This window comes from Bradyrhizobium sp. P5_C11_2, from assembly GCF_054049755.1.
This window is the reverse complement of record NZ_JBFULT010000165.1, coordinates 1-13156: the sequence shown is the minus strand read 5'-3', so window position 1 is coordinate 13156 and position 13156 is coordinate 1. Positions and strand designations below refer to the sequence as shown.

Sequence of the window (13156 nt, the reverse complement as noted above, 5' to 3'; positions counted from 1 at the left end):
CTTACGCTGCCCTGATATTCGCCATGAAGCGGTCGAGCTCGGCGCGCAGGCGGGTGCTCTCGGACGACAGCGTCTTGGCCGAGTTCARCACCTCTTCCGAGGCCGAGCCGGTCTCGGCGGCGCCGCGGTTGACCTGGCCGATGTCGGTGGCGGCGGTCTGAGTGCCCTGCGCGACGGTCTGGACGCTGCGGGCGATCTCCTGGGTGGCGGCACCCTGCTGCTCCACCGCGCTCGCGATGGAGGTCGAGATCGACGAGATCTGGCCGATGGTGGCACCGATCTCCTTGATCGCGGCGACCGACTCGGCCGTGGCGCCCTGCATGCCCGTGATGTGCGAGGAAATCTCGTCGGTGGCCTTGGCGGTCTGGCTCGCCAGCGACTTCACTTCGCTGGCGACCACCGCGAAGCCGCGACCGGCTTCACCGGCACGCGCCGCCTCGATGGTGGCGTTGAGCGCCAACAAATTGGTCTGCTCGGCAATCGCCGTGATCAGCTTGACCACCTCGCCGATCTGCTGGGCSGCATGCGAGAGTTTGCCRATGCGGCTGTCGGTTTCCTTGGCCTGCCCGACGGCGGCYTCCGCGATGCGGCTGGAGTCGCGGACCTGGCGGCCGATCTCCTCGACCGAGGCCGAGAGCTCTTCGGTCGCRGTCGCGACMGACTGCATGTTGSWYGAGGCCTGCTCKGAGACGCCRGCGACCTGRCTCGACAGGCTCTGCGTGGTCTCCGCGGTACGGGTCAGCGTCGAGGCCGCCGATTCGAGCTGCACGGCGGAGGCCGAGACGTTGGAGACGATGGCGCCGACCGCGCCCTCGAAATCGTCGGCAAACCGGATCAGCTCGGAGCGGCGGGCCGTAGCGAGCTCCTTGTTCTGGGCTTCGCTGGCGGCGGCATCGCGCTCGGCCTTGGCCACCGCCTGAACCTTGAACTCCTCAACCGCGCCGGCCATCTCGCCGATCTCGTCCTTGCGGCCGAGGCCCGGCAGCACCACGTCGAAATTGCCTGAAGCGAGCTCGCGCATCGCCTTGCACATCGCGATCATCGGACGCGAGATCCCGGTGCCGAGCAGGAAGGCAAGGACGGCGCCCAGCAGCGTGCCGCCAATGGCCAGCATCAGCACCAGGTGCTCGGTCTGCCCGATGGTTGCTTCCGACTCCGAATCCAGCCGCTGCTGTTCGGAGACGAGGTCCGCCTTCATGGCGGTCGCCCCCTGAAGGATCGCCCCCGCCGAGCCGGTCATCTCGGTGACGAGCTCATCGACCATCTTGGCGTTGGCGATCAGCTTCTCCAGCGCCTCGCGATAGGCGCCGAGCAATCCCTTGGCGTCCTTCAGCCCGGCGACGATCTTGTCGTCCATGGAATAGACCGCGCCGAGCGAGTTCTCGACGAATTTCAGCCGCGCCAGCGCACTCGACGCGATTGCCTGGTCCGACGTCAGCACGAAATTGGTCGCGGCAGAGCTTGCGGTCTGGAACTGGGCATTGACCTGCTTGGTGCCGAACTCGATCGCCTGCGCCTCGGAATCGGAGGCGTTGTTGCCGATGTCATCGAGCTTGTACTTCAGCAGGTTGGCATTGCGCGTGAGCTGATTCTGCACCAGCAGCGCGCTGTCGCGCTTGGCCTGGAGCACCTTGGCGAAGGTCGCTGAGAAATTCGCAAACTCCTTGGCGAGCTTGCCGAGGCTCTCCTGCCGCGCCGGCTTCTTGGCACCATTGACCGCCTGGCCGATGGCATTCTTCAGGCCGGCTTCGGCATCCAGCGCGGCCTTGGCGTCGTCCTCCTTGCCTGTGACAACGAAATATTTGACCGCCGAGCGGTAGGCGAGCAGCTCACGGTCGATATTGCGGGCGAGATCGGCCTCCGTGACGCTGGCGCGGTAGGACCCGACACCGGACGAGACCCGTTCGAAGCCGAAATAGGCGAACGCCATGCTGCCGGCGGAGATCACCAGCACTGCGGCAAAGCCGAGAATGATTTTTGCGCGGAACCTGAGGGTCGGAAATATGGTGCGCTTCGACGGCGACGCGATACGCCCGGACATTCCCACCCCCATTTTCATTCGGCCGTGATCCGGAGGCGCCCCGCCCCCAGACCCGGATGCGCAAAACTAGGGCAGAATCGATAAGGGGCGGTAAATTTGTCGCACAGGCGCAATTTCCGGCTTTGTCGGCCAGCGGCCGACGGGGTGGGATGGCAGCCGGCAGCTCCCCCGCTGACCGCACCGCAAGAGACGACCCTCCGGCAGCGCAAATCATCGCACCCATCTGGATCGATGACCTTTCCATGACCCGAGCGAGCAAAATCCTAGTTGCAAAGTCCGGGGGCCGCGGTCTCTAATTAGAAACAATCAAAATCAATCCGGGAGGTACTTTCCGTGTCTACAGTCAAATTGACGGTGAACGGCAGGGCTGTTGCTGTCGACGTCGAGGACCGCACGCTGCTGGTCCATCTGCTGCGCGACCACCTCAACCTCACCGGGACCCATGTCGGCTGCGACACCAGCCAGTGCGGCGCCTGCGTCGTGCATATGGACGGCAAGGCGGTGAAATCCTGCACCATGCTGGCGGGACAGGCCGACGGCGCCAACGTCACCACCATCGAAGGCATCGCCAAGGGCGACGAGCTGCACCCGATGCAGGCGGCGTTCCGCGAGAATCACGGCCTCCAGTGCGGCTATTGCACCCCAGGCATGATCATGTCGGCGATCGACATCGTGCACCGTCACGGTGGCGAGCTCGACGAGACCACCGTCCGCCACGAGCTTGAAGGCAATATCTGCCGCTGCACCGGATACCACAACATCGTCAAGGCCGTGCTGGATGCGGCCGGACGCATGAAGGTTGCGCAGGCGGCCGAGTAAACGGCTCGCCTCGAAACAAAAAAACCACCGCTGCGGCTTTCGAGGGAAAGCGCAGTCAAAACAATTCCGGTCGGGAGGACCAGACAATGGGTGTTGAAGGCATCGGCGCGCGCGTCGTGCGCAAGGAAGACAAGCGTTTCATTACCGGCAAGGGCCGCTACGTCGACGACATCAAATTGCTGGGCATGACCCATGCCCATTTCATCAGAAGCCCGCACGCACACGCCAAGGTGAAGGGGATCGACTCCTCCGCCGCGCTGAAGATGCCGGGCGTGGTCGCCGTCCTCACCGGACAGCAGATCGTCGACGACAAGGTCGGCAACCTCATCTGCGGCTGGGCTATCACGTCGAAGGACGGCAGCCCGATGAAGATGGGCGCGTGGCCGGCGATGGCGCCGGAGACGGTGCGCTTCGTCGGACAGGCCGTCGCGGTGGTGATTGCCGAAACCAAGAATCAAGCACGTGACGCGGCCGAGGCCGTCGTCATCGATTACGAAGAACTGCCGGCGGTCGCCGACGTCACCGCCGCGATCAAGGCCGGCGCGCCGCAGCTTCACCCCGAAGCCCCCGGCAACCAGGTCTATGACTGGGTGATCGGCGACGAGGGCGCGGTGAGCGCCGCCTTCGCGAAGGCCGCCAATGTGGTGAAGCTCGACGTCACCAACAACCGCCTCGCCCCGAACGCGATGGAGCCGCGCGCGGCGATCGCCGATTACGACGCGGCGGAAGAGCATTTCACGCTCTACACGACGTCGCAGAACCCGCACGTTGCCCGCCTGGTGCTGTCGGCGTTCTACAACATCGCGCCCGAGCACAAGCTGCGCGTGATCGCACCCGATGTCGGGGGCGGCTTCGGTTCGAAGATCTTCATCTACCCGGAAGAGATGGTGGCGCTGTGGGCCTCGAAGAAGGTCGGCCGTCCGGTGAAATGGACCGGCGACCGCACCGAGGCGTTCCTCACCGACGCGCATGGCCGCGACCATGTCACGCAGGCCGAGATGGCGTTCGACGCCAACAACAAGATCACCGGCCTCAAGGTGAAAACCTATGCCAATTTCGGCGCCTACATGTCGCTGTTCTCGTCGTCAGTGCCGACCTATCTCTACGCGACGCTGCTGTCGGGCCAATACAATATCCCGGCGATCCATGCCGAGGTGATCGGGGTCTACACCAACACCACGCCGGTCGACGCCTATCGCGGCGCGGGCCGCCCCGAGGCGAGCTATCTGATCGAGCGGCTGATGGAGACGGCGGCGCGGCAGCTGAAGGTCGATCCGGCCGCGCTGCGCCGGACCAACTTCATCACCACGTTCCCGCACCAGACGCCCGTGATCATGGCCTACGACACCGGCGACTTTAACGCCTCGCTCGATGCGGCGATGAAGGCGATCGACTATGCCGGCTTTGCCGCCCGCAAGGCCAAGGCAAAAGCCGACGGCAAGCTGCGCGGCATCGGCGTGTCCTGCTACATCGAAGCCTGCGGCATCGCGCCGTCGAAGGCGGTCGGCAGTCTCGGCGCCGGCGTGGGCTTGTGGGAATCGGCCGAGGTGCGCGTCAACCCGGTCGGCACCATCGAGATCCTCACAGGCTCGCACAGCCACGGCCAGGGCCACGAGACCACGTTCTGCCAGCTCGTCGCGGAGCGCTTGGGGGTTCCGATCAGCCAGGTCTCGATCGTCCATGGCGACACCGACAAGGTGCAGTTCGGCATGGGCACCTACGGCTCGCGCTCCGCGGCCGTCGGTCTCACCGCGATCCTGAAAGCCATGGAGAAGATGGAATCCAAGGCCAAGAAGATTGCGGCGCATGCCCTGGAGGCTTCCGAGGGCGACATCGTCATCGAGAACGGCGAGTTCAAGGTGGCCGGCACCGACAAGGCCATCGCCTTCCCGATGGTCGCGCTCGCGGCCTACACCGCGCACAATCTGCCGGACGGGATGGAGCCGGGCCTGAAGGAAACCGCCTTCTACGACCCGACCAACTTCACCTTCCCGGCCGGCACGTATATCTGCGAGCTCGAGGTCGATGCCGGCACCGGCAAGACGAGTTTCGTCAACTTCGTCGCCGCAGACGATTTCGGCCGGCTGATCAACCCGATGATCGTCGAGGGACAGGTCCATGGCGGCCTCGCCCAGGGCATCGGGCAGGCCCTGCTCGAGCACGCGATCTACGATGCCAATGGCCAGCCGATCACGGCCTCGTTCATGGACTACGCCATGCCGCGCGCCGACGATTTGCCGTCGTTCAACCTCTCCCACACCACGACGCTCTGCCCGGGCAATCCGCTCGGCATCAAGGGTTGCGGTGAGGCCGGCGCGATCGGCGCCTCCGCGGCCGTGATCAACGCGATCACGGATGCGATCGGCAAGAACAATCTGGAAATGCCCGCAACCCCGGACCGGGTGTGGCGCACGATCCACGCGGCCTGACCACCATCGTCATTCCGGGGCGACGCGAAGCGTCGAACCCGGAATCTGGAGCCACGAATTCAACCTCGAGATTCCGGGTCTGCGCCTGCGGCGCATCCCGGAATGACAGAGCAAAGATTTCAGGAGCAACAAAGATGTACCAGACCACCTATCATCGCGCTTCCTCGATCGACGAAGCCGCCAGCCTGTTCGGCAAGAGCAGCGAGGCGAAATTCCTCGCCGGTGGCCAGACGCTGCTGCCGGTGATGAAGCAGCGCCTCGCCAGCCCCTCCGACGTGATCGATCTCGGCAAGATCAAGGAGCTGATCGGCATCGAGGCCTCCGGCGACACGCTGACCGTCAAGGCCGCCACGCCGCATTATGACGTCGCGACCAGCGACACCGTGAAGAAGGCGATTCCGGCGCTGGCCTATCTCGCCTCGCTGATCGGTGACCCCGCCGTGCGCTACCGCGGCACGATCGGCGGCTCGCTCGCGAACAACGACCCCGCCGCGGATTATCCGGCCGCGACGCTCGCGCTCGGCGCCACCGTGAAGACCAACAAGCGTTCGATCTCGGCGGAGGATTTCTTCAAGGGCCTGTTCACGACGGCGCTCGAGGACGGCGAGATCATCACCGCCGTCTCGTTCCCGGTTCCTGCAAAAGCGGGCTACGCAAAATTCCCGCATCCGGCCTCGCGCTTTGCGCTGACCGGCGTGTTCGTCGCCAAGACCAAGTCGGGCGATGTCCGCGTTGCCGCGACCGGCGCCTCGCAGAGCGGCGTGATGCGGGTGCCCGCGATCGAGGCCGCGCTGAAGGCGAACTGGTCGCCGTCGGCGATTGATGGCGTGAGCATTTCGGCAAGCAATTTGCTGGCGGACATTCACGGCACGTCGGAGTACCGCGCCAACTTGATCAAGGTGATGGCGCAGCGTGCGGTGGCGGCCGCAGGTTGACGATCGCGCTTTAGCGCCTCAACGCAAATTTTCCGCGGCGCGCACTTCAGTGCGCGCCGCTTTTATTTTGGCCATGCGTCACGAAAACCGCTTGCCTCGCTGACGTGAAGGCGGGAAAAGTTAATCGGTCAATTAACTCGCCCACAGAGGAACGTCCCAGGCCATTGCCGAACCATCGGCAATTCGCCTGCGACCCGAGGAAACAACAACGTGCTCGATAAATCAGCCCAAGAAAAATCAGAAGGCTCCTCAATCCGCACCTCCGGCCCGCTCTCGGGCTTCCGCATCGTCGAATTCGCCGGCATCGGCCCGGGCCCGTTCGCCTGCATGATGCTGGCCGACATGGGCGCCGACGTCGTCACGCTCGACCGTGTCGGCGCCAGGAAGAGCATGAAGTCGGTGGCGGGGCGCGGCCGCAAGGTGATCGAGCTCGATCTCAAGGACAAGGCGGCAATCGCGGAGGTGCTCGACCTGCTTGCGAATGCCGACGCGCTGGTCGAAGGCTTTCGTCCCGGCGTGATGGAACGGCTCGGGCTCGGCCCCGAAATCGTGCTCGCGCGTAATCCAAAGCTCGTCTACGGCCGCATGACCGGCTGGGGCCAGGAAGGCCCGCTCGCCAGCGCCGCCGGCCACGACATCAACTACATCTCCATCACCGGTGCGCTCGCCGCGATCGGCACCAAAGAAGCGCCGGTGCCGCCGCTCAATCTGGTCGGCGATTTCGGCGGCGGCGCGCTCTATCTCGTCGTCGGCGTGCTCGCCGCGCTTCTGGAAGCATCGAGGTCGGGCAAGGGTCAGGTTGTCGACGCCGCGATGTGCGACGGCGCGGCCTCGCTGATGTCGTTCTTCTTCGACATGACCACGATCGGCCGCTGGACCGAAGGCCGCAACCAGAATTTCCTCGACGGCGGTGCGCATTTCTATGGCGTCTATGAATGCGCCTGCGGCCATTTCGTCTCGATCGGCTCGATCGAGCCGCAGTTCTACGCGCTGCTGCGCCAGCATGCCGGCCTGACCGACGCCGATTTCGACGCGCAGATGGACCGCCAGGCCTGGCCGGCGCTGAAGCAAAAGCTGCAAGCGGTCTTCAAGAGCAAGACGCGCGAGGACTGGTGCAAGATCATGGAAGGCACCGACATCTGCTTCGCACCGGTGCTGACCATGTCGGAAGCGACCGAGCATCCACACATGATCGCCCGACAGGTGTTCGTCGAACGCCACGGCGTGAAACAGCCCGCGCCGGCGCCGCGATTCTCACGCACGCCGTCCGCGGTTCGCGAGCCGGAGGGAGCGGAGATCGGGGCAGTGATGAAGGCGTGGAAGAGGTAGAAGCTCCAAATCCCCTGTCGTCCCGGCGAAGGCCGGGACCCATAACCACCGAACATGGTTTGGCGAAGACTCGGAGTTAGCAGCTCGCGCCACAACCTCTCCCTGGGGTTATGGGTCCCGGCCTTCGCCCTAGGGCATGCACATATCTGGTGCGGCGGATTGACTCGGACGGGGCTTGGGGGATTCCAGAATCGGGAAATCGTGTGATTTCTATTGCGGCACTTCTGTTGGATGGAGGTGCCGATGCTGTCACRGATCGACTGGACGTTGGGCCGGTTCGGGGATCGTCGCCTCGATAAAGGGGGGCGGCGCTTGTCGGACGCATGGTCGCGGGCAAGGATGTGTGCCTGCGACGCCTTTCCAGGGGTGACCGTGCTCTGGAGGTGCGGTTCAATCGCTTCCTCGGCCACGACAAGGTGACAGTGGAACGGATCATCGAAAGCTGGAGTGAAAGCACGGTTGCGGCGGTCGCGGACCGCCATGTGCTGGCGATCCAGGATACCAGCGAAATCCACTTCAACACCACGTCGCAACGCCGGCGCGGGCTCGGGGAAATCGGCAGGGGCAACCAGCATGGCGTACTGCTGCATCCGCTGCTGGCGGTGGATGCCGACAATGGCAACTGCCTCGGACTTCTGAGCGGCGAAGTATGGACCCGCGAGGGGCGCCGGACCGTCTCACATGATAGCCGCGACCTCTCGGACAAGGAGTCGCAACGCTGGATCACCACCGCCGTTGCGGCCAAGCCGCTGCTTGCCGATGCCGCCATGGTGACGCTGCTTGGCGACCGCGAGAGCGACATCTTTGCTCTTTATGCCAGTGCAGCCGAGCAGCACTTCCACGTGATCGCTCGCAGCATGCATGATCGCAAGCTGGCTGACGAGACCGGCTTGTACGCAACCATCGACGCCAGGGCAGCGGTTCAGCGTCGCACCATCCAGTTGCCTGCGCGCGCACAACGGCCCGCACGTCAGGCCGATCTCGAACTTCGCTTCGGCGTGATCGAGCTTGCCCGGCCCCAGAGCAAGTTCCTGCGCCATTTGCCGAAAAGCTTGCGTTTGGCCGTCGTCGACGCCCGCGAGATCAACGCCGCTCCCGACGTCGAGCCGCTACACTGGTGTCTTCTCACCTCTCACGAGGTCGCCAGTGCAGACAATGCCTGGCGGATCGTCGGGTGGTACAAGCAGCGCTGGATCATTGAGCAGTTCTTCCGCGTCCTCAAGACACAGGGCTTCAGGCTCGAAGATAGCCAAATCGGCATCGCCGACCGGCTTCTCAAATTGGTCGCTATCGCTGCCAAGGCCGCGGTTATTACCATCCAGCTTCTGCAAGCGCGCAACGGCGGTCGGCAGACCGTCTCGACGGCCTTCAACGCCAATGAAGTCGCCACTTTAACGGCCCTCAATCAGCAGTTCGAAGCCAGAACCAAGCGGCTGAAGAACCCACATCCGCCCGACACCCTCGCTTGGGCCGCCTGGATCATCGGTCGTCTCGGAGGATGGGATGGCTACCCATCCTCCAAACCACCCGGTCCCATCACCTTCAAAAACGGCCTCGAATACTTCAACGCCGTCGCTGCTGGATGGAGCCTCAAAGATATGTGCATGCCCTAGGGCCTTCGCCGGGACGACACCGGTTGTGATGCAACAGTGTGCCCAACAATGGCAGCTTACGCCGCATTCCCCACCTTCAACACCCCGCGCCGGATCTGATCCTCCTCGATCGACTCGAACAGCGCCTTGAAGTTGCCCTCGCCAAAACCGTCGTCGCCCTTGCGCTGGATGAACTCGAAGAAGATCGGGCCGATCGCGTTGGCGGAGAAGATCTGAAGCAGCACCTTGGTCTGGCCGCCATCGACCACACCTTCGCCGTCGATCAGGATGCCGTTGGTCTTGAGCCGGGCAACGTCCTCGCCGTGCTTGGGCAGGCGCGCGTCGATCCGCTCGAAATAAGTGTCGGGCGGCGCCGGCATGAAGGGAAGGCCGGCTTCGCGCAGGCCTTCAATGGTCTGGTGGATGTCGCGGCAGCCGCAGGCGATGTGCTGGATGCCTTCGCCGCGATAGATCTTGAGATACTCCTCGATCTGGCCGGAATCGCCGGCGTCCTCGTTGATCGGAATCCGGATCTTGCCGTCGGGGCTGGTCAGCGCACGCGAGAACAGGCCGGAGGCGCGGCCCTCGATGTCGAAGAAGCGGATCTGGCGGAAGTTGAACAGCTTTTGGTAGAAGCCCGTCCACACATCCATGCGGCCGCGATGGACATTGTGGGTGAGGTGATCGAGATAGAACAGGCCCGCGCCGGCGGGCTGCGGATTGTGCGCGCCCAGCCATTCGAACTCGTCATCGTAGGCAGAACCCTTGACGCCGTAGCGATCGACGAAATAGAGCAGGCTGCCGCCGATGCCCTTGATCGCGGGCACATCGAGCGTCTTCTGCGCCGATGATGCGTCCGCAGGCTCCGCCCCGAGCGAAAGTGCGCGGTCGTAGGCCGCCTTCGCATCGACCACGCGAAACGCCATCGACGGCGCGCAGGGACCATGTGCGGCGACGAAGTCGAAGCCGTGGGTGCCGGGCTCCTCGTTGACGAGATAGTTGATGTCGCCCTGGCGATAGACCGTGATTGTCTTGGTCTTGTGGCGCGCGACGGGCGCATAGCCCATCAGCTTGAACAGCGCGTGCAGCTCTTCGGGATTGGGATGCGCATATTCGACGAACTCGAACCCGTCGGTGCCCATCGGATTGTCGGCGCTGATGGTGGCCGGCGGTGCATCGTGCGGAAACGGACCCATGGTGCTCTCCAATTGCTGCTGCCATGAACTATCCTTCACCGGCCATGCAATGAGCGTGCAAACGGGACGCATTTCGGCTATCATATGCAYGATCCGTGCATGAAATGGACAAGCGACGCATGATCTCGGTAGACGCCTTCGACCTCAAGATCCTGAGCGCGCTCCAGGATGACGGCCGCCTCACCAACCAGGAGCTCGCCGAGCTCGCGGGCCTGTCGGCCTCGCAATGCTCGCGCCGGCGGATGCGGCTGGAGGAGGAGAAGGTGATCGCGGGCTATCACGCCGATCTCTCCAGCGAGGCGCTCGGCTTCGGCGTCATCGCCTTCATCCAGGTGACGCTCGCCACCCACTCACCGGACAATTCCAAGCGCTTCCGCACGCTGGTCAACCGCATCGACGAGATCCAGGAGGCCTACTCGCTGACGGGCGATGCCGACTACGTGCTCAAGGCCGTGCTGCGCGATTTGAAGGGGCTCTCCAACCTCGTCAACGACGTCTTGATGCCGCACCAGAGCGTGGCGCATGTGCGTTCATCGATCGTGCTTGACAGGTTGAAGGAGAGCACGCGGTTGCCGCTGAGGGAGCCGAAGGTTGGCTGAAATCGAGGGAACTACGCCATTCGCGCTTCACGCGCCGTCTGCGATGATCAAGCCAGTCTGCGGAGATTGAGCCATGGCCCTCCAGCTTCGACCGAACTGCGAATATTGCGACCGCGACCTGCCGCCTGATGCAACGGACGCGCGGATCTGCTCCTATGAATGCACGTTCTGTGCGGATTGCGTCGAGACGAAACTGTCCAACGTCTGCCCCAACTGCGGCGGCGGCTTTGCGCCGCGCCCGATCCGCCCCACGCAAGAGTGGCGGGCGGGCGTCTGCACGACCAAGCAGGCGCCGTCGGACAAGCGCGTGCATTTGAAGTACAGCGTGGAGGATGTCGCCGCACATTGCGCGAGGATCAAAGACGTGGCACCGGAGAGACGGTGAACTGCTCCCACATCGTCGAACCCGTAGGGTGGGCAAAGCGAAGCGTGCCCACCGCCCGCGCAATTGTAGAAGAGTGGTGGGCACGGCGCTAACGCGCCTTTGCCCACCCTACGAAGTCGGAGCGTGCCGCGCCCTACTCCACCGCCAAAATCGTCCCCTCAACCTCCCCGAACCCGACCCGATAACCGTTGCCCTGGCACCAGCCGCGCATGACGAGGCTGTCGCCATCTTCCAGGAACGATCGCTTGACGCCCCCGGGCAGTTCGACCGGCTCGGTGCCGTTCCAGCTGATCTCCAAAAGGCTGCCGCGCTGGTTCTTCTCCGGGCCGGAGATGGTGCCGCTGCCGAGGAGATCGCCGACATTCATCGCGCAGCCCGAGGAGGCGTGGTGCATGAGCTGCTGCACCGAGGACCAGTACATATACTTGAAATTGGTGCGGCTGATGCTCGTTGGCGCGTTCGCGCTGCCGGGCCGCAACGAAACATCGAGCTCGATGCTGTAATTCCGCGGCTTGTCCTGCCTGAGATAGGCGAGCGGCACCGGCTCCTGCTCCGGCCCCTTCAGCCGGAACGGCTCCAGCGCCTCGCGCGTCACCACCCATGGGCTGATCGAGGTCGCAAAGGCTTTTGCAAGGAACGGCCCGAGCGGCACATATTCCCATTGCTGGATGTCGCGCGCGCTCCAGTCATTGAGCAGCACGAAGCCGAAGATCATCTCCTCGGCCTGCTGCTCCGTCAGCATGCCGCCCATCGGCGAGGGCTGGCCGACCACCACGCCCATCTCCAGCTCGAAATCGAGCCGCTTGCAGGGCCCGAAGCTCGGCACATCTACGTTCGGGGGCTTCAGCTGCCCGCGCGGCCGCTTCACCTTGGTGCCTGACACCACGACGGTCGAGGCGCGGCCGTTATAGGCGATCGGCATGTGCAGCCAGTTCGGCTGCAGCGCATTGTCCTTGCCGCGGAACATCACGCCGACATTGGTGGCGTGCTCTTTCGACGAATAGAAATCGGTGTAGCCGGAGACCGCGAACGGCAGATGCAGTCTTGCATCCCGCATCGGCACCATCGCTTGCTTGCGCAGCTCCTCATTGTCGCGCAGCTCCGGATTATCGTGGCGCAGCAGCTCGCTGATCCGCGCGCGCGTCTTCGTCCAGACTTTTGGTCCCAGCGCCATGAATGCATTGAGCGAGGATACGGCGAACACGCCGAGCGGGCCGACATCGAGCCGCGAGTCCTGCTCTAGCTCCCAGAGATCGAGCACATAATCGCCGATCGCGACACCGACGCGCTGCGTCGGATTGGCCGCCGTCGAGAACACGCCGTAGGGCAGGTTCTGGATCGGGAAGTCGGAGGCGGGATCGACGTCGATGAAGGAGCGAAGGCTGGGGTCGTTGGGTTGGGGCACACGAGTCTCCAATCAGATAGTCGTCATGCCCGGGCTTGACCCGGGCATCCATCATTTCGAAGAGGGATGGATCGCCGGGTCAAGCCCGGCGATGACGAGCAACAAAACATCACGGCCTATTCGGGTCGAACCGCTTCTCCAGGCCCTTCCAGCAATCCGCGTAATCGTCCTGCAGCGTCGACGAATTCGCGGCATGTGCGGTGACGCGCTGCGGGTAGCGGGTCTCGAACATGAAGGCCATGGTGCCGGTCAGCTTCACCGGTTTCAGCTCACCATTGCTGGCGTGCTCGAAGGCGTCGCGGTCGGGGCCATGCGGCAGCATGCAATTGTGCAGGCTGATGCCGCCCGGCACGAAGCCTTGCGGCTTGGCGTCGTAGACGCCGTAGATCAGGCCCATGAACTCGCTCATGATGTTCATGTGATACC

General features: G+C 64.0%; 11 protein-coding genes. 7 read left to right on the top strand and 4 right to left on the bottom strand.

Annotated features, from left to right (window positions below; all coding sequences use genetic code 11):
* Nucleotide 1: 1 nt before the first annotated feature.
* The gene (locus ACXJL8_RS17450; RefSeq protein WP_456685300.1) at nt 2-2041 is read right to left on the bottom strand and encodes a methyl-accepting chemotaxis protein; all 2040 of its coding nucleotides are present in this window, start codon (nt 2039-2041) and stop codon (nt 2-4) included.
* A gap of 333 nt (nt 2042-2374) precedes the next feature.
* On the opposite strand from ACXJL8_RS17450, the gene ACXJL8_RS17445 reads away from it, so the two are divergent.
* The 5 genes from ACXJL8_RS17445 to ACXJL8_RS17425 all read left to right on the top strand — a co-directional run bounded on the left by ACXJL8_RS17445 (nt 2375) and on the right by ACXJL8_RS17425 (nt 9166).
* The gene (locus tag ACXJL8_RS17445; RefSeq protein WP_456622364.1) at nt 2375-2860 is read left to right on the top strand and encodes a (2Fe-2S)-binding protein; all 486 of its coding nucleotides are present in this window, start codon (nt 2375-2377) and stop codon (nt 2858-2860) included.
* Nucleotides 2861-2946: 86 nt separating this feature from the next.
* Complete coding sequence (locus ACXJL8_RS17440; RefSeq protein WP_456622363.1) at nt 2947-5289, top strand: xanthine dehydrogenase family protein molybdopterin-binding subunit; 2343 nt, start codon at nt 2947-2949, stop codon at nt 5287-5289.
* Between the two features lie 134 nt (nt 5290-5423).
* A complete protein-coding gene (locus tag ACXJL8_RS17435) occupies nt 5424-6224 on the top strand; it encodes an FAD binding domain-containing protein (protein ID WP_456622362.1) in 801 nt (266 codons plus the stop codon).
* A 210-nt stretch (nt 6225-6434) separates the two neighbouring features.
* Nucleotides 6435-7553 (top strand): CaiB/BaiF CoA transferase family protein, encoded by a 1119-nt coding sequence (locus tag ACXJL8_RS17430; protein ID WP_456622361.1) that lies wholly within the window; start codon nt 6435-6437, stop codon nt 7551-7553.
* A gap of 323 nt (nt 7554-7876) precedes the next feature.
* The gene (locus ACXJL8_RS17425; protein WP_456622360.1) at nt 7877-9166 is read left to right on the top strand and encodes an IS4 family transposase; all 1290 of its coding nucleotides are present in this window, start codon (nt 7877-7879) and stop codon (nt 9164-9166) included.
* Nucleotides 9167-9222: 56 nt separating this feature from the next.
* Here ACXJL8_RS17425 and hppD read toward each other — a convergent pair whose 3' ends face one another.
* The gene (gene hppD, locus ACXJL8_RS17420) at nt 9223-10341 is read right to left on the bottom strand and encodes a 4-hydroxyphenylpyruvate dioxygenase (protein WP_456622359.1); all 1119 of its coding nucleotides are present in this window, start codon (nt 10339-10341) and stop codon (nt 9223-9225) included.
* Nucleotides 10342-10460: 119 nt separating this feature from the next.
* On the opposite strand from hppD, the gene ACXJL8_RS17415 reads away from it, so the two are divergent.
* The gene (locus ACXJL8_RS17415; protein WP_456622358.1) at nt 10461-10940 is read left to right on the top strand and encodes an Lrp/AsnC family transcriptional regulator; all 480 of its coding nucleotides are present in this window, start codon (nt 10461-10463) and stop codon (nt 10938-10940) included.
* Nucleotides 10941-11013: 73 nt separating this feature from the next.
* Complete coding sequence (locus ACXJL8_RS17410; protein ID WP_456622357.1) at nt 11014-11325, top strand: DUF1272 domain-containing protein; 312 nt, start codon at nt 11014-11016, stop codon at nt 11323-11325.
* Nucleotides 11326-11458: 133 nt separating this feature from the next.
* Here the strand turns inward: ACXJL8_RS17410 and fahA are convergent, their stop codons facing one another.
* Both fahA and ACXJL8_RS17400 read right to left on the bottom strand, forming a co-directional pair.
* Nucleotides 11459-12730, bottom strand: a complete 1272-nt coding sequence (gene fahA, locus ACXJL8_RS17405; protein WP_456622356.1) for a fumarylacetoacetase — start codon at nt 12728-12730, stop codon at nt 11459-11461.
* Between the two features lie 109 nt (nt 12731-12839).
* Nucleotides 12840-13156 (bottom strand): homogentisate 1,2-dioxygenase domain-containing protein (locus tag ACXJL8_RS17400; protein WP_456685299.1); only part of this gene is annotated, 317 nt, incomplete at its 5' end.

Bases quoted from the DNA above. Each gene is read 5' to 3' on its own strand.
- ACXJL8_RS17425 (WP_456622360.1), top strand. From the start codon at position 7,877: ATGGTCGCGGGCAAGGATGTGTGCCTGCGACGCCTTTCCAGGGGTGAC.
- ACXJL8_RS17415 (WP_456622358.1), top strand. From the start codon at position 10,461: ATGATCTCGGTAGACGCCTTCGACCTCAAGATCCTGAGCGCGCTCCAG.
- ACXJL8_RS17440 (WP_456622363.1), top strand. From the start codon at position 2,947: ATGGGTGTTGAAGGCATCGGCGCGCGCGTCGTGCGCAAGGAAGACAAG.
- hppD (WP_456622359.1), bottom strand. From the start codon at position 10,341: ATGGGTCCGTTTCCGCACGATGCACCGCCGGCCACCATCAGCGCCGAC.
- ACXJL8_RS17410 (WP_456622357.1), top strand. From the start codon at position 11,014: ATGGCCCTCCAGCTTCGACCGAACTGCGAATATTGCGACCGCGACCTG.
- ACXJL8_RS17435 (WP_456622362.1), top strand. From the start codon at position 5,424: ATGTACCAGACCACCTATCATCGCGCTTCCTCGATCGACGAAGCCGCC.